The 15,881-nt window shown below is 48.3% G+C and carries 15 protein-coding genes; 9 read left to right on the top strand and 6 right to left on the bottom strand.

Annotation, left to right across the window (positions count from 1 at the left end):
• Positions 1-93 precede the first annotated feature (93 nt).
• Both coaA and efp read left to right on the top strand, forming a co-directional pair.
• Entirely contained in the window at positions 94-1,008 is a 915-nt protein-coding gene (gene coaA / locus ACI4WN_RS05545; protein WP_439777359.1) for a type I pantothenate kinase, read from the top strand.
• Positions 1,009-1,059: 51 nt separating this feature from the next.
• Positions 1,060-1,617 carry an elongation factor P gene (gene efp, locus ACI4WN_RS05540; protein ID WP_412131827.1) on the top strand — a complete coding sequence of 186 codons (558 nt, stop codon included), beginning with the start codon at positions 1,060-1,062 and terminating at the stop codon, positions 1,615-1,617.
• Positions 1,618-2,050: 433 nt separating this feature from the next.
• Here efp and ACI4WN_RS05535 read toward each other — a convergent pair whose 3' ends face one another.
• The 4 genes from ACI4WN_RS05535 to ACI4WN_RS05520 all read right to left on the bottom strand — a co-directional run bounded on the left by ACI4WN_RS05535 (position 2,051) and on the right by ACI4WN_RS05520 (position 6,639).
• Entirely contained in the window at positions 2,051-2,872 is an 822-nt protein-coding gene (locus tag ACI4WN_RS05535) for a helix-turn-helix domain-containing protein (RefSeq protein WP_439777323.1), read from the bottom strand.
• Positions 2,873-3,023: 151 nt separating this feature from the next.
• On the bottom strand, positions 3,024-3,938 hold the full coding sequence (locus tag ACI4WN_RS05530; protein WP_439777322.1) for a proline-specific peptidase family protein: 915 nt from the start codon (positions 3,936-3,938) through the stop codon (positions 3,024-3,026).
• Positions 3,939-3,994: 56 nt separating this feature from the next.
• Complete coding sequence (locus tag ACI4WN_RS05525; RefSeq protein WP_439777321.1) at positions 3,995-5,050, bottom strand: hypothetical protein; 1,056 nt, start codon at positions 5,048-5,050, stop codon at positions 3,995-3,997.
• A 233-nt stretch (positions 5,051-5,283) separates the two neighbouring features.
• On the bottom strand, positions 5,284-6,639 hold the full coding sequence (locus ACI4WN_RS05520; protein WP_439777320.1) for an RNA-guided endonuclease InsQ/TnpB family protein: 1,356 nt from the start codon (positions 6,637-6,639) through the stop codon (positions 5,284-5,286).
• A 203-nt stretch (positions 6,640-6,842) separates the two neighbouring features.
• On the opposite strand from ACI4WN_RS05520, the gene ACI4WN_RS05515 reads away from it, so the two are divergent.
• The gene (locus tag ACI4WN_RS05515) at positions 6,843-8,444 is read left to right on the top strand and encodes an ABC transporter ATP-binding protein (protein ID WP_439777319.1); all 1,602 of its coding nucleotides are present in this window, start codon (positions 6,843-6,845) and stop codon (positions 8,442-8,444) included.
• 248 nt (positions 8,445-8,692) lie between these two features.
• Positions 8,693-9,436 carry a PAS domain-containing protein gene (locus tag ACI4WN_RS05510; RefSeq protein ID WP_439777318.1) on the top strand — a complete coding sequence of 248 codons (744 nt, stop codon included), beginning with the start codon at positions 8,693-8,695 and terminating at the stop codon, positions 9,434-9,436.
• Between the two features lie 73 nt (positions 9,437-9,509).
• Here ACI4WN_RS05510 and ACI4WN_RS05505 read toward each other — a convergent pair whose 3' ends face one another.
• Positions 9,510-10,340, bottom strand: coding sequence for an aldo/keto reductase (locus ACI4WN_RS05505; protein WP_439777317.1), 831 nt, complete (start codon positions 10,338-10,340; stop codon positions 9,510-9,512).
• Between the two features lie 110 nt (positions 10,341-10,450).
• Here ACI4WN_RS05505 and ACI4WN_RS05500 point away from each other — a divergent pair, with 110 nt between their 5' ends.
• From ACI4WN_RS05500 to ACI4WN_RS05485, 4 genes are all read left to right on the top strand, one after another.
• Entirely contained in the window at positions 10,451-11,338 is an 888-nt protein-coding gene (locus ACI4WN_RS05500; protein ID WP_439777316.1) for a DNA/RNA non-specific endonuclease, read from the top strand.
• 27 nt (positions 11,339-11,365) lie between these two features.
• Positions 11,366-12,772: a C69 family dipeptidase gene (locus ACI4WN_RS05495; protein WP_439777315.1), complete on the top strand. Its 1,407-nt coding sequence runs from the start codon at positions 11,366-11,368 to the stop codon at positions 12,770-12,772.
• A 66-nt stretch (positions 12,773-12,838) separates the two neighbouring features.
• The gene (locus tag ACI4WN_RS05490; RefSeq protein WP_439777314.1) at positions 12,839-13,423 is read left to right on the top strand and encodes an alpha/beta hydrolase; all 585 of its coding nucleotides are present in this window, start codon (positions 12,839-12,841) and stop codon (positions 13,421-13,423) included.
• Positions 13,424-13,451: 28 nt separating this feature from the next.
• A complete protein-coding gene (locus tag ACI4WN_RS05485) occupies positions 13,452-13,967 on the top strand; it encodes a GNAT family N-acetyltransferase (protein WP_439777313.1) in 516 nt (171 codons plus the stop codon).
• Positions 13,968-13,994: 27 nt separating this feature from the next.
• On the opposite strand, the gene pepI is transcribed toward ACI4WN_RS05485, so the two are convergent.
• Complete coding sequence (gene pepI / locus ACI4WN_RS05480) at positions 13,995-14,882, bottom strand: proline iminopeptidase (protein ID WP_439777358.1); 888 nt, start codon at positions 14,880-14,882, stop codon at positions 13,995-13,997.
• Between the two features lie 77 nt (positions 14,883-14,959).
• Here pepI and ACI4WN_RS05475 point away from each other — a divergent pair, with 77 nt between their 5' ends.
• A complete protein-coding gene (locus ACI4WN_RS05475; RefSeq protein WP_279201624.1) occupies positions 14,960-15,877 on the top strand; it encodes a magnesium transporter CorA family protein in 918 nt (305 codons plus the stop codon).
• Positions 15,878-15,881 lie beyond the last annotated feature (4 nt).

Below are 15,881 nucleotides of genomic sequence, written 5' to 3'. Positions count from 1 at the left end.
GCGTCACCTTGTTAAAAAATTATCAAAGTTTGTTAAAAATACTGTTTATGTCTTCTATAATAGAATAAGACTGAGTAAAGGACAAATGTTATGATGAGAAATTATTCGGAATTTTCGAGACAGGCTTGGGCAGACCTGACGCCCAAGGTGAAATTAGCAGTCAGCAATGAGGACCTGGCCAAGGTCAAGTCACTGGGCGACGAACTGGACGTGAAGGACGTCGATGATATCTACGAAACCCTCTTGACCTATCTGAACCTGGCCTATGAGCAAAAGCGGGAAGCAACTGCCAAGAAGGCAGCTTTTTTAAAAAGAGATTTGCCAAAGCTTCCTTATATAATTGGGATTTCTGGATCCGTGGCCGTGGGCAAGTCGACGACGGCGCGGCTCTTGCAGCTGCTCTTGACCCGGTATTACCCGGCGCTCAAGACTCAGATGATGACGACTGACGGCTTTATTTACCCAAATGCGGAATTAGAGCGGCGGAAACTGATGCCCCGCAAGGGTTTCCCAGAAAGCTACAACATGCAGATGCTGCGGGACTTTTTGCGTGATGTCGTTTCCGGTAAAAAGGATGTTGTTTATCCCTTGTATTCTCAAGAACTAAGCGACATTGTGCCCGGGCAATATGGCCACGTGAACCAGCCAGACATCTTGATCATCGAAGGGATCAACACCCTGCAATTGCCAGAAAGCGGCCAGCTGGTCACCAGCGACTTTTTCGATTTTTCCATTTATATTGACGCTGATGAAGACTTGATTGAAAAGTGGTATATGCAACGCTTTAAGAAGATCATGAAAATGAAGAAGGATGATCCAAGCAACTTTTACTATGACCTGGCCAATGGTCCAGAGGAAGAGGCTATGCGGCTGGCTGAGGAAACCTGGCAGATGGTCAACCTGGTTAACCTGCGCCAATATATTGCGCCGACCAAGGAGCGGGCTAACTTGATTTTGCACAAGGTTGAAGGGCATTTAATTGACAAAATTTACCTTCGAAGCTTTTAACTGCTATAATGGATAGCGGTATTATTTACAAATTTAAGGAGATTTTTTAACATGCAAGCAATTGAACTGAAAAAGGGTATGGTCTTTGACGACGGCGGCAAGCTGATGCTGGTTTTGAGCGCTAACCACCACAAGCCAGGCAAGGGCAACACGGTGATGCAGATGGACCTGCGCGACGTCCGCGCCGGCAGCGTGATCCACAAGACCATGCGGCCAAGTGAAAAGATTGACTTGGTGGAACTGGTCAAGAAGAACGCCCAATACCTGTACGCTGAAGGCGACAGCTACAACTTTATGGACACGGAAACTTATGAACAGTACGCTATTTCCGCTGACCAACTGGGCGACGACGTCAAGTACTTGATGCCAAACATCGCGGTTATCCTGGAATTTACGGAAGCCGGCGAACTGTTGGCAGTGCAATTGCCATCAACGGTAACCATGAAGGTGGTGGAAACCCAGCCAGGCATCAAGGGCGCAACGGCAGCAGCCGGCGGCAAGCCTGCTACCATGGAAACTGGCTTGGTAGTGACGGTTCCAGACTTCATCAACGAAGGCGACGAATTGGTCATCAACACCTTGGAAGGTACTTACAAGGGTCGGGCTTAGTTAGGTTAGGTAAAGGCATCCCCAGCGGGGATGCCTTTTTTGTCTGAGCAGGTGGGGGCGGTCTCCCCGGTATCTTATCTACTTTTGTCCAGGTCTCCTCGGTATCTCATCTACTTTTGTCTAGGTCTCCTCAGTATCTCATCTACTTTTGTCTAGGTCTCCTCGATATATCATCTACTTTTGTTCAGGTCTCCCCAATATATTATCTACTTTTGATAAAAAGTTTCAGGACTACTAGATGATAGTAAAAGGAGACTTCGTGTCTAGTAGATGATATAGAAAGGAGACATAGCTCGCGCTAGATGATATAGAAAGGAGACTTGCCCCGCGCTAGATGATATAGAAAGGATACCTTGTTCCAGATAGTTGCTATAGAAAGGAGACCAGCTTCATTAAACAAAAAGCCCGCAGCCAAGCGGCTGCGGATCAAAAGTTATTCAGCTTCACTTTGGGATGAAGAACTAGCGTCTTCAGCCTGACTGGACTGGCTAGAAGCTGAGCTTGACGAGCTTTGCGCCGCTGAACTGGAGCTGGCGCTTGACGCCTTTTGGGCAGAAGAGCTCGATGATGAACTAGCTTCATCAGCCTGGTTAGAGGAGCTCTCCGCGCTAGACTGGCTGCTTTGGTTATCTGGCGCTGACTTGCTGGACTGGCTAGAAGGCTGATCGTCCTTTTTTGGCGGCTGCTTCTTGTCTTGGCTGGATGATGAGCTGGACTTGGAGCTGCTGGACACCGATGACGACTGGTTGGTTGAGATCTTGGAAGCAGCGGTGCTGAAGCCCTTGGCCACCGATCCGACTACGGCCAGCCCCATGATGACCCAGATTCCGTACTTCAAGAACTTGTCCAAGTTGATCTTGTCAAAAAGGTTAAAGATCGACTTCAAGCCGCGGACGCTATGGCTGTTGGCAACGGCCTTTTGGGCCTTGGCCAGCTTGATCTCAGCTTCCGTCTTCTTTTTCGGTGCTGGCGCTGCAGCCTGCTGAACCTTTTGCACCGGGGCAGCTTGCGCAGCAGGTGCTTCTGGCTGAGCAGCACTTTTTGTATAAGCATCCAAAAGCTTGGCACCGTCTAGCCCCAAGAGGCTAGCATATTGTCTGATATAGCTTCTAACAACTACAGGATTAAGACCAGTAAAGTTATCAGCCTCAATTTGCTGCAGAGTCTTTTCATCAATCTTCAAACTGCGGCTAACGTCAGTAAGCGACAGCTGCTTTTCCAGCCGCTTGCTTTGCAAACTTTTACCAATGGTCAAATTAATCTTCCTCCCTAACCTTAATTTGTTACCAAACTATTTTACGTCAAAAAATAGCTGAGCTAAAGTCAGAAAGCTTATTAAACGCCTTTTTTAAAAAAGCTTAAGCATTCAAAAAAGATGCTGCAATCATCGCAACATCTTTTTCAGCTTATTCACCTTTAAAAGTGCCAGCTTCCACTTCCTTGATGAAGTCAGCCAGGTGCTTGTAGTAAACGTCTGGGTTGTCCACCATGTGGTGGTGGCCGCCGTTTGGCGTGGTAACCAGGCGGGAGTTAGGGATCAGCTTTTGCATGGTCTTAGCCGTTTCTAGCGGCATGGTTTCCACTTCGCCAAAAGTCAGCAGGGTTGGCACCTTGATCTTTGGCAATTCGCTTCTAAAGTGCCAGTCCTTCAGCTTACCGGTAATCACAAATTCGTTGTCGCCTTGGAAGGCGTTGTAAACGGCGGTGCCGCCTAGGTCGCCCAGGTGGTAGAGCTTAGAAGGCTGCTTGCGGTCAACGAAGTTGATGTTCAAGATTTGTACGTCTTCTTGGTAGCGGGCGTTGTCGTAGTCATTGTTGGCTTCGCATTCGTGCATGAAGTCGATTTCCGTTTGCGGCAAAACTTCTTGCCGGCGGCGGTTAACGGCCGCAACGTATTCGTCGATGTCGTCGACCATGGAGGAGATGATGGCCCCCTTTAAGTGGTCGCCGTACTTAACCGCGTATTCTTGGACGAGCAGGCCGCCCCAGCTTTGCCCGATCAGGTAGAACTGGTCGATGCCCAGCTTTTGTCTGACTTCTTCGACTTCGTCTAAAAAGTATTCGTAAGTCAGGTACTTGTCAGCCACTGCTGGATCGCTGTAGTCTGGCTGGTCAGAATATAGTGACCCCAATTGGTCATACATGTGGACTTCCACGTTCAAGCCTTGCTTTAAAAGCTGCTTATGGGTGTCTTCCCAGTATTCGTGGTTGCCGCCAGGGCCCCCATGCAAGCAGAGCAGGTGGATTGGGCTTTGCCCCTGGGTGTTGGTCCATAGGTGGTAGCCGTTATCAAGCGTCAAGATGGTCGTGCCTTGCTTCATCTTTTTCCTCCTAAAAATCTCAAGATAATAATTAGTCTACTATTTATTTTACGCCTTTACTCTTGGGCTGACAGGTATTCTTTCATTTTTTCCAGTTCGCTGCTGGCCAGGTCAATGGTGCAGATGCGGTCAATGGCAAAAGCATTCTCTTGCCCGGTCACCGGATCGGCGATCACGACTTCTGAGTCAGACAAGCTAGTGATGTAGCCCGTCGTCTCCCCGGCTGCCGTAAAGTCGTCCACGCTGACCAGCTGCTGGCCGGCATTTTCCAAAACTTCTAAGGCACTTGGCACATGGTCCAGGCTTTGGGCCAGGCGGTCCAGGTTGTTTAGGTCAAAAATCCCCGCTTCTTGGTTGCGGGTGAGCAAGAAGCTGTAAAAGTCGATAACTGGGGATTCATGGCATTCGTGGATGATGTCTTCCCGGTTGACCAAGCAGATGGCTTCTAATTGCCCGTAGTCGTTGATGCTTTCTAAAAGCAGGTAGTGGTCATTTTCTAAAAGCACCCGCCCCAGCAGGTAGTTGCCAAAGCGGTCATCGTCTAGCCAGTCTAAGTAGAGCTCAACCAAGTCGTAGGGGTTGTTGGTGGGTTCGCTATCTTGGAATTCGCTCCACATCTTGCCAAGGGCTGAATTGATTTCCAAGCTGGAAATCTGCTTCATGGGGATGACCGAGTGGATCCGGTCGAGGGCAAAGTTGCCATCGATCTGCCGGATGCGGAGCTCTTCTAAAGTGGCTTCGGTCACGATGCCGCTGTAAACGACGCCGTTATTCAGGGTAACGTTAACCGGCAGCTTTTTAAACAAGGCTGCCTTGCCGGCATCAAAGAGGCTGGTCAAGTTGCTCTTCAAAAGTTCCTGGTTGACCGGCATCAGATTAAAAGGATCAGTGGACTTGCCCTCGTCGATCAGGCGTTGGCAGTAAGCCAGGCTAGGCGACTGCTCTACCATGCCGACCAGGTCCTGGTTGTTGACCAGGATCAGGCCACTGGCGTTGGCGTCATCGTCTAAGCCGATCAAGACGGTGATTTCCTCATTTTGGTAAACCAGGTAGCCCAGGTAGTAGCTTTCCGTCAGGCGGTCCGCCTTCGTATGCAGTTCAACAAGTTTCATGGTGATTTCCCCCTATTTTTCTTACAATTTACTTAATTATGTTACTGAAAATTGGTGTAATTTGACTACGAATAGATACTCAGTTCGATATCCATTACAACCTACTTTATAGCGCTCCAACTAAGTATTTATCTTAGTCGAAACTGGCAGGACAATTTTACGCTCTTTCAACCTTGCCTATACCTATTCCAATTTTTCTTCTTGAAGTAGAAAATCTATTTCAAAGGCGTACCTCAAAATTGAGGTGACCACTTCTTGAGTGGCCGTGACACAGCGCCAACTATCCTATCAGTAAGATCAAATCTCACATCAGGGAATACTTTTCTTATTATCTGCATTGCGCCATTTACATCTGCATTGACCAAGATACCTTTGTTAGTCTTGAACATGCCGCGGTGAATGCGTCTATTAGCAGGGCTCTTGCCCTGCTTTTTTCTACTCTTATTGCCGTTATTCCAGCACGGCTTTTCATTGTCTAGAGCACTAGTTTGACTGGTATAAGACTCATTGGTTGTGATAACCGTAATTCCAACCATATTAGCCTTGTAAGTAATCATGTCGATCATCTTTGCGTGAGGCAACCCAACAAAATTTTGGTTATTCTTCTTGCCCATATTTGATGATCTTTTCCAACTGTTATTTTTACCGATAATAATCGTGTTCACGCCACAGCTTAGCGCATAGTCAATGATACGCTTAGATGCTTTGTGGGCAAACTCTCTTAGCTTTTGATTACGCCAATCAGTAAGCCTAATCATTGTCTTGGTATAGTCATAAACAGCTTTTGGACCTTGCCTTGTGTTGATCATCCTTTCTAGTTGGTGGTACTGTGCTTGCTCGCGCTTCAGCCTTGCCAGCTTTTTGTTGTAGAACTGGTTAACAGACTTAGCAGGTCGACCATTAATCAGCAATGGGCGATCACCGGTATTAGTTACGCAAGCGAAAGCATTGTCAACGCCAGGATCAATCCCCATATAGTTGCCATTATCCTCAAGATAGTTTTTTTGAAGTTCAGTCACATCGTAGGGCACGATTACCTTATATCCGCCAGAAACTGGGACAAAAACCACTCTCTTAATCTTTTTGATTCCTGGGGCTAGCTTAAGCTTGAAGTTCAGTTTTTTGATAGTTAGCACACCGTTTTTAACTTTAGCATTTTGGTTGGTCACATAAAAAGTATGGCGTCTACCTCTAAGATATTTTGGAGCTTTTGGACGCCCAGAGAATCTGTGCGGATTCTTTTTATAAGCCTTCAAGGCTTGAAACCAAGCGTACCAGACTGTATCAACTTCTTTAAGAGTTTGTTGAGCGCTTTGAGCATATGGCATCATTCGATATAAGAGGGATTCTCTATTTTCAGCTTTCCTTTTAAAAATTGCATTTAATCCAACAGTTCCAGCATAGGGAATTTGGATCTTGTGTTTAAAAAAAGCTTGGCGCTTGATATAAAGTGCACAATTGTATATTTTTTTAGAAGTCTCTGCTGCATCGTCAAGTGAAGATGTGGCCTTAATAAAATATTCACTGACAAGTTGCTTATAAACAGTATTGTTTCTTGAACTTTTTTTCAGGATTTTGTTTTTCAACATTTCCACCTCCTTTGTTCAGTGAGTCTACTCTTCATATTATTATATCACAAGAAAGGGAACATACGTGCTAAAAAGTAGGAAACGACTAATTATCTAAACAAAGCTTTAAGACAAATTTATTTAATTTTTTCTAATTATATCAATGCCGGGAGAAAAGGTGATAAAGATTGATATAATGTTTAATGAAAGAGAGGGAACACGTCATGAGTCTCAAATATGCGCCAAAAGGCAAGGTAGCCCTGTTTACCTTTTTAGCCGCAATTAAGGCCTGCAATGTGTTGTTTGTGGCCTACATGTTAAAAATCATGCTGAACATTGCTTCTTCTGGCAAAAGCGACTACGGCCGCTTAGTCATGTTCGCCGCCATCACCGCCGGTGGGCAAGTCTTTTTTATGATCAGCAACTTCATCTACGAAACGACCAAGATGAACATCATCAAGGACGTCAATATGACCTTAAAAGAGGCCAATCTGCGGTATCTGGTCGACCAAAATACCCTGGACATCAAAGATGGCTTAAGCTTTATGACCAATGATTTAAAGCAGATCGAAACCAACCGGATCACGGCCCAGTTGGACATTATTTACCAGTGCCTGACCTTCTTTGGCTCCCTGGTTTTTGCTTTTTACAATTCCTGGGAAATGACCTTGATCTTCATCGTGGCGACGGTGGCGCCGGCTGTGGTCCAGATTATCACTAGTAAGATCATTACCAAGAAGTCCCGCATTTGGACGCAAAAAAATGCCGTCTACACCCAGTACGTGTCAGACACATTGAATGGGGCTCAGTCAGCTCGCCTCTATAATGTCCGGACCAATGTGGTCAACCGCGCCGTTCATGCTGCGCAAGACATGGAAACGGCTTTGCGGAACATGACCTTGACCCAGGCTTGGGCTTTGGAAATCATTTATTCAGTCGCTGAGCTCTTTTGCTTCATTATTCCCTGCACGATCGGCGGGATCATGATGATGCAAGGGCGCCTGGCAGTAGGGTCTTTGGTGATGATGGTTGACCTGGCCGTTAACTTTATTACGCCAGTGGTGACGATTTTTAACGAATTCAACCAAGTTAAGTCAACTGTCCCGATGTGGCAAAGAACCCAAAGATCGCTTAACTACGTGCAAAAAGCGGACAACTTCCCGGTTGACCACTTTGACGGGATGCAGATGAAGGACATTGCTTACGTGACCCGCCACAGCAAGCGCAAGATCTTTAGCCACGTGAACATTACCGTTAAGCCAGGGGAAAAAATCCTCCTCATGGCGCCATCGGGCTGGGGCAAGACCACGCTGCTGCGCCTGATGCTGGGGATCTACAAGCCAAGCCATGGCGAAATCACCATCAATGGGGAAGACGTGACGGGCAACTGGCAAATGGCCCACAACTACTACTCTTACGTCAACCAAAAGCCTTTTATCTTTGACGATACCCTGCGCTTTAACATTACCCTGGGCCGGGAAGTTGACGATGAAAAGCTGCTGATGGTCTGCCATGAAGCCGGGCTAGACGACCTGGTTCAAGACAATGGCTTGGACTACCGGGTTGGGGAAAACGGCAATAACCTGTCCGGCGGGCAGATCCAGAGAGTGGAAATCGCTAGAGCCCTCCTGTCTGGCCGGCCAATCTTGCTGGCTGACGAAGCCACCAGTGCCCTTGACCCGCGCCTGTCCTTAGAAATTCACGAGACCCTGCTTGGCAACCCGAAGGTGGCGGTTGTGGAAGTAGCCCACAAGATTTCCGATGTGGAAAAGGCCATGTTTGACCAAATTTTGGTTTTGGACAAGGTTGCTAAGAAAGAAAGCTAAAAAAGTAAAAATAAAGATTAACGAAAACGGCAAAACAAGTTTGTTGTTTTTTATTTCTCTTTTTTGACTTTTTCGTGTTTTTTACCTATTTTTTGCAAAATATATAATAAACTGTATATAAATTTACTTAAAATAAATCATTTTTGCCCTTGAAATGGAAATGCTTACAGGATATAATGGAGTTTGTAAAGTAATGAACTACATGAAGTATATTATGTAAATAATCTGATGATTAAGGAGAATTGATTATGGCAGAACCAAAATGGTTGCAGGACATGAATCCTGAAGAATATTTGAAGGAAGACTTTGAAGCTACTGGCCACAGCCGCTACACTGTAGATGGCTTGGACAAGAACGACCCAGAATGGCTGGACAAGGCAGCTGCAAAGGTTGGCGCTGCTGAAGGCGACGACTACATAAAGCTTGACTCAGGTTTGCTTACTGTTAACCAAATCAACTGGATGCTGCGCAACACCTTTGGTGAAATGACTTACGTGGACGACAACAACCAATTCCTGTGGTACAACCGTCCACAAGACCCTAACTACAAGATGAAGGCTAGCCGTGTCCCAGCGCAAGTTGGTGACACCATGGGCGCTGTTCACCCAGACATCCGTGACGTAATCCCAACTGCCAAGAAGGTCGTTCACGCTTTGCGGACTAAGGAAGGCGGCCACGACGCTGTTTGGATGCCAGTTCCAACTGGTAACTTGACTGAACTTGTTCTTCACTACTACAAGAGAGTTGAAGACGAAGAAGGCAACTACATGGGTATCTACGAATGGGTACAAGACATCTACCCATTTGTGAAGTACTTCTGCGAATCAACTGGTCAAAAGCTGGTTGTTGACCCAGATGCTGCTACTGGTGCAACTTACCGTCGCAACTCAGACCCAGACGCTAAGACTGGTCCTTCAACTAAGGCAGCAGCTGCCGCTGAAGAAAAGAAGGAAGAAAAGCCAGACGCTGCTTCAGGTGCTTCTCACCACTAATCAATTAATTGAGAATAATAAAACGACCCGAATGGGTCGTTTTATTTTTGGCTAGATTTTCTAAATGTAAAAATTAAAATTCCTGGTGCTGGTTGGGGTTGCGGTCAGGCCGGCGGCCATCTGGCTTGTCCAAAGCCGTAATCTGTTCTACCTCTTCATCCGTAAGCTTAAAGTCAAAAATGTCTAAGTTGGACAATTGGTGCTTGCTGGATGAGGCCTTAGGGATCGGGAGAACGCCTAGTTGCGTTTCCCACCGCAGGATGACTTGGGCTGGATGCTTGCCGTACTTTTGGGCTAGGTCTTGGATGACTTTTTTTTCAAAAACTTCACCTGCTCGCATCAAGGGACTCCAGGCCTCGGTCACAATGCCGTGAGCGTCGTCATATTCGCGAACTTCCCGGCTGGACCAGTAGGGGTGGAGCTCAACTTGGTTGACCGCCGGAGTGACGCCAGTCTCTTTGATAATCCGGTCTAGGTGGGCCGGCTCAAAGTTGGAGACCCCGATTGACCGGACCAGGCCAAAGCGCTGGGCGTCGGCTAAAGCCTGCCAGGCTTCCACGTAGTGGTCTTCTAAGGGATTTGGCCAGTGGATTAGGTAAAGGTCAAAGTAGTCGAGGCCGCTCCGCATCAGTCCTTCTTCGAGCTCGTTAATGGCCTCTTTGTAGGCGTGGTGGGCACCGGGCAGCTTAGAGGTGACAAAAAGCTCGCTTCTGGGCACGGAGCTTTCCCGGATGGCCCGGCCTAGTGCTCCTTCATTTTCGTAGCGGGATGCTGAGTCGAGCAGCCGGTAGCCATTTTCGATAGCCTGCCGGATCTGGTGGACGCCTTGGAAGCCGTTGATCTTGTAAGTGCCAAAGCCGAGTTTGGGAATTGAGTAGCCGTCATTTAAGGTGAAATATTCCATATATTGCCTCGCTTTTCTGCTTTTTCCTTAATTATAGGGCAAAAGTTTTGGCTTAGGCTAAAAATCAACTAAAATAGATTTAGTCTAAAAAAGTAAAGCGAGGAAAAGAAATGGCAAGAAAACGCAGGCGCAGAAAGAGCCGCAAGCAAAATACCAGCCTGGTCTCAGTTTTGGTGGCTGCGGCGGCAATTATTTGGGGCGTCTACACCCAAGGCGGGCAAAAGCAGGTCAGCATCCCCGGCATCACCAGCAGCATCAGCCAAAATACCAGCAGCAGTTCAAATACCAGTAATGGCACTTCAAGCACGGTTGCCAACGCCGGCAAGCAAAACACGGTTTACGGCGGCCTAGCCAAGAGCGACTACCAAAAGCTGGCCAACTTGGACTTCAAGTCTGGCGGCAAGGCCTACATCTACGTTAATAACAACCATTCCACCCTGGTGAAAAATGCCTGGCGGGTCAACCGGGTCATCTATTCCAACCTGGACAAGCAAAACCGGACTTCTAGCTCTAACACTGCCTTTTTGGAAAAAAGAAACCTGGCTAACGACTCGTTGCGGGTAAGACAGTATATCCAGCCAACCGGCTGGCACTCAAACAGCGGGTCCATCCAGATTTACAACCGGGGCCACCTGATCGCTTACTCCGTTTCAGCTGGCATCGACCAAGATGGCAACTACAACCCTAAGAACCAGTCTGGGGACCAAAATAACCCCAAGAACCTGTTTACCCAGAGCGCCTTTTCAAATCAGCGGATTCAAACCATTTTTGAAAGCAAGGTGCGAGCAGCTTTGAGACAGAACAAAAAGGTGATCTACCAGGCAACGCCGATTTTTCGGGGCACGGAACTGATGGCGCGGGGGATCAACCTCCAAGCTGTGTCAACCGACGGGACCTTTGACTTCAACGTTTACCTGTACAACGTGCAGCCAGGCTACGTTTTTGACTACGCAACCGGCCGGGCCAAGGTCAACCGGCAGCTGCAGGTGACGGAGTAATTTTTTAAAAAAGAAAAGAGGCAAAACATGCGGGATAATTGTACGACCATGCTGGTGGGCAAGGGCGCCAGCTTAGACGGATCAACCATAATCGCTAGAGACGAAGACTACGATCAAGCCTATAACGAAAAGCGCTTCGTCTATTACCCAGCTAAAAATTATGACGAGCTCTTCGTGTCCAAGGGGACGGGCGTGGAAGTTCCTCTAAAGGGGGAAGGCGCCGGCTTTACCGCGGTCCGGGATGCGGTGGAAGACTACGGCCGCTTTGATGAGCAGGGGATCAACTCCTTTAACGTGGCCATGAGCGCTACTGAGTCAGAAGCCAGCAACCAGCGGGTGCTAGGCCATGACCCCTTTGTTCCAAACGGTATCGGGGAAGACTCCATGCTCTACCTGGTCTTGCCCTTTGTCAAAAGCGCCAAAGAAGGCGTCTTGCGCTTAGGGAAACTCGTGGAAAAGTATGGGTCTAGTGAAAGCAACGGGATTGCCTTCGCCGACGAAGACGAGATCTGGTACATGGAAACGGGTGCCGGCCACCAGTGGGTTGCCCGCCGGGTGCCAGACGACAGCTACGTGGTTGCGCCCAACATGATGATCATCGAAGACATCGACTTTGATGATCCAGCCAACTTTTTATACGCTTCCGGCATCCAGGACTTTGTGGAAAAGTACCACCTAAATCCGGCGCAAGATGGCCGCTTCAACTTCCGGGACATTTTTGCCCCTAAAGACGAGGCTGACCAGCGCTACAACACCCCGCGGATGTGGTATGGGCAAAAGCTGTTTAACCCCGAAATTGAACAGGAAATTACCAGCTTTGACATGCCATTTTGCCGGGTGCCAGTCAAGAAAATCGCGATTGAAGACGTGCAGTTTTACCTGAGCAGCCACTATAACGGGACGGAATACGATTATTTGAGCTTGAAGGACACCAGCGAAGCCAAGAAGACCGCCTACCGGCCGATTGCCGTGACGACTGCCCAGGAGTGCTCTATTTTGCAGCTGCGCCCAGGAAAAAATGGCTACCAGGCCATCCAGTGGCTGAACTTTGGCCTTTACTCCGCTGCTCCGTGGGTGCCTTTTTACACCAATATCTTGGACACGCCAGAAGGCTACCAGATCAAGACGGGACAAGTCGACCCAACTAACAGTGCCTACTGGCTCTACAAGACCATCCAGGCCCTCTTAGAAGGCAAGCAAAAAGACTGGCAGCCAAAGCTGCGCAAGTTCCAGTACGAATGCCAGTCTATGGCGGTGCACCATGTGGACGTAACCGATGACCAGGCCCAAGAAGTTGACAGCAGCGATTTGCCGGAATTTTTGACGGCGGCCAACAGCGAAATCGCTGAAGCCATCACCAAGAAGGGCAAGGAGCTCTTTGACCAGCTGGTCAAGGAAACTTTGAACACGTCTATGTACAGCTACCGCCCTTAATGGCACAATAGAAGAGTATCGAAAAATATTGCAATTGCTTTTTGTATAGACTAGGAGAAAAAATTAATGACTAAAGAGATGACGATTATTGGCCAAGGATTAACGGTTAAGGGCAAGTTTGGCGAGCCGGTTAACCCTGTAGACGGAGTTGCCCCTTTGGTCATCCAGCCGATTGTTGAAGATGGCGACAAGTCAGAAGCCATCAGCCAGGTTTTAAACGCAGCCGGCATTTTGACTTTTAGCTTTAAGAGCGAAAGCGTAGAAAGCGCCGTGAAGGAACTGGAAGTCGTCTTTACTGAACTGAGGCAAGACGACCGCGTGGCTAGCGAATACATCGTCTTTGCCGGCTATGGGGAAGCGGGCCGGGCCAGCCTTTTGGCAGCCAACAACCTGGGTGCCAGCGTCGGCGGCATCTTCTTGATGGCCCCAGCCGTGAAGGTGGAAGATTTAAGAAGCACCTACCCTGGCCAAGCCATGATTTTGGCTTCTAGCCAAGACGAAGTCGTGCCCGTCCACAGCCTGGAAGAAGTGGCGAAAAAGCTGAAGCATGGCCAAGTTCTGGAAATCCGCGATGGCCACCACGCATACCGGGTACAAGATCTGGACCGGGCATCGCTTTTGCTTCGGACTTTTATCATGACCTTGAAGTAAGACTTTAAAAATATGTGGGAGTAAAAGTATGGAAGAAATCAAGCAGGTCCAGCCAGATCAAATCGACGAGCTGGTGGCCCTTAGCCGGGAGACCTTTGCGGCCACCTTTGGCAAGGACAACACGGCTGAAAACATGCAGGAATTTTTGAACAGCAGCTACAATCATGACCAGCTGCTGACGGAACTGGAAACGCCGGGATCGTCTTTCTGGTTCTTGTACGTGGACGGGCAAGTTGCGGGCTACTTGAAGCTCAACATCAACTCCGCCCAAAGCGAGCGGGTAGACGAAAACGCCATGGAAATTGAGCGGATTTACTTAAAAGAGTCTTTCCAGCACCGGGGTCTAGGGCAAAAAATGATGGATTTTGCCTTAAAGCGTGCCCGGGACTTGGGCAAGAACCCAGTCTGGCTGGGCGTTTGGGAGCATAACGAAAACGCCAAGAACTTCTATGCGCGAAACGGCTTTACCCGCTTCAGCCAGCATACTTTCGTTCTTGGCGATGATCCGCAGACTGATTTTTTGTTAAAAAAGAATCTAGATTAGTAAAAAGATTAAGCAATCGCAATTTGCCTAGTCGTGGGCTAGCAGCCAGTCACTCAAGAGCTGGCAGTAGCGGTCATTGTCCTGGACAAAGGGCATGTGGCCGCAACCCGCAAAAAGCTCCCACTTGGCTTGAGGCAAGTGGTCATACATGGTTTTGGCAACTAACGGCGTGCATAGGTCATCGGTCCCGCTGGTGATCAAGACCGGCAAAGTCAGATCTTTGAGCTGATCGGTGTACTCATAGTCATGCAGGTTGCCGATTGGCGTATATTCATTAGGACCCCAGGCGGTCAAGTAGGCGGCACTGCCGCCTTTTTTCTTGCGCAAGACTGGTTTTGGCAAATCTGGCGTCAGTTTGATGGCGTGCTGGTCCATGAAGAGCTGGTTGGCCTGTTGGTAGGCCGGATCGCTGTAGTTGCCAGTCGCTTCTGCCTTCTTGATTGCCTCTTGGTCTTCTTCTGGCAGGTACTTAATCAGGCGGTGGAGCTCCTGGCTCCACAACTTGGCTGAGGATAAGGTCGAAGACAGGATTAGGCTCTTGATGCCGGGGGCTTGGTAGCTGATCAGGTAAGTCAAGGCCAGCATCCCGCCCCAGCTTTGGCCCAGGAGGTGGATTTCGTCTAAGCCTAGCTGTTTACGCAGGTTTTCCAATTCCTTGACCCAAGTTTGGGCAGTATAGGCGACTTCAGCTTGGTCGTCGGGGATGCTGGACTTGCCGCAGCCTAGCTGGTCATACATGATAATTTGTCTCTGACTGCTTTCAGCTACCTGATCTAGAACTTCAAAATAGTTGTGGGTCGAGCCTGGTCCTCCGTGAAGGAGAACCAGGGGAGCCTTGTCAGTTTTTTCGCCCACGATCCGGCAGTAGGTTTGGTACTGGCCGAAGGGCAGATATTTCTCGGTGATTTGCATAATTTTTACCTTTTTAAAACAACTTTACTTTTAAAAAATGTTAACATGAATTAGATAGAAAATGAAGGTGGGGATTGACCATGATCAAAGAACAAATCTTTCCAATTGAGACCGGCTACAATTGGTACGATGTTAACGGCTTAAACGAGCAAGACAGCCGGCGCTTGCAGACGGAATTTTACTTTACGCCAGAAATTATCTCTTACGTATCCGACTTGCATGAACGCCCCCACTACGACTACGACCAGTATACCGACACCCACCTGCTGGTTTATGACGTGCCTGTTTGGCCCACGACCGGCAGCAAGCACTTTACCTCCCGGCCAATTACTTTTTTGCTCCAGGGAGAAAACCTGTTTACCTTCCACACCATTGACACCAGCTACGTTTTTGACGAATTCAATGACCCCCAGGTCTTAAGACGCCTGTCCCATGCTCAAGACGTGACTGAGCTCCTGGCAACCTTTTTGATGTACGCATCTCAGTATTTTCAAAGGGCCATTACCCAGCTGGATGCCGAAAGAAACGACCTGGATGCCAAATTGAGCGATGACATCGACAACAAGGACTTGGTAGAATTGTCCAATATTGAAAAGTCCTTGGTCTACCTGTCCAGCTCCATCCAAACCGACCAGATGATGCTGCACAGCCTGCAGCACTCCCGCCTGAACTTTACCAAGGCGGCCAAGGAAAGACTGGACGACGTCTTGATCGAATCCAACCAGTCTTCCGAAATGGTGCAGATTTCCCGCCAGGTCACTAAGACCTTGTCGTCAACGTCCAACAACATGATGAACAACAACTTGAACGACACCATGCAGTTCTTGACGGTGTGGTCGATCGTTTTGACCATCCCAACCATCTTGACCGGTTTTTACGGGATGAACGTCAAGCTGCCAATCTTTGGGGCCAACTATGACTGGATCATCATCATCTTGCTGACGGTGGGGCTGATGGCCTGGTTGGTCATCTTGATGAAGAAGCACCATCTGTTTTAAGTTG

Source organism: Lactobacillus sp. (genome assembly GCF_051893255.1).
Lineage (GTDB): Bacteria > Bacillota > Bacilli > Lactobacillales > Lactobacillaceae > Lactobacillus.
This window is presented reverse-complemented; position numbering and strand designations above follow the sequence as displayed.

Coding starts and splice junctions, on each gene's coding strand:
- efp (WP_412131827.1), top strand. CDS start 1,060: ATGCAAGCAATTGAACTGAAAAAGGGTATGGTCTTTGACGACGGCGGC.
- coaA (WP_439777359.1), top strand. CDS start 94: ATGAGAAATTATTCGGAATTTTCGAGACAGGCTTGGGCAGACCTGACG.
- ACI4WN_RS05490 (WP_439777314.1), top strand. CDS start 12,839: ATGACTAAAGAGATGACGATTATTGGCCAAGGATTAACGGTTAAGGGC.
- ACI4WN_RS05510 (WP_439777318.1), top strand. CDS start 8,693: ATGGCAGAACCAAAATGGTTGCAGGACATGAATCCTGAAGAATATTTG.
- ACI4WN_RS05500 (WP_439777316.1), top strand. CDS start 10,451: ATGGCAAGAAAACGCAGGCGCAGAAAGAGCCGCAAGCAAAATACCAGC.
- ACI4WN_RS05525 (WP_439777321.1), bottom strand. CDS start 5,050: ATGAAACTTGTTGAACTGCATACGAAGGCGGACCGCCTGACGGAAAGC.
- ACI4WN_RS05515 (WP_439777319.1), top strand. CDS start 6,843: ATGAGTCTCAAATATGCGCCAAAAGGCAAGGTAGCCCTGTTTACCTTT.
- ACI4WN_RS05530 (WP_439777322.1), bottom strand. CDS start 3,938: ATGAAGCAAGGCACGACCATCTTGACGCTTGATAACGGCTACCACCTA.
- ACI4WN_RS05520 (WP_439777320.1), bottom strand. CDS start 6,639: ATGTTGAAAAACAAAATCCTGAAAAAAAGTTCAAGAAACAATACTGTT.
- ACI4WN_RS05495 (WP_439777315.1), top strand. CDS start 11,366: ATGCGGGATAATTGTACGACCATGCTGGTGGGCAAGGGCGCCAGCTTA.
- ACI4WN_RS05505 (WP_439777317.1), bottom strand. CDS start 10,340: ATGGAATATTTCACCTTAAATGACGGCTACTCAATTCCCAAACTCGGC.
- ACI4WN_RS05485 (WP_439777313.1), top strand. CDS start 13,452: ATGGAAGAAATCAAGCAGGTCCAGCCAGATCAAATCGACGAGCTGGTG.
- ACI4WN_RS05475 (WP_279201624.1), top strand. CDS start 14,960: ATGATCAAAGAACAAATCTTTCCAATTGAGACCGGCTACAATTGGTAC.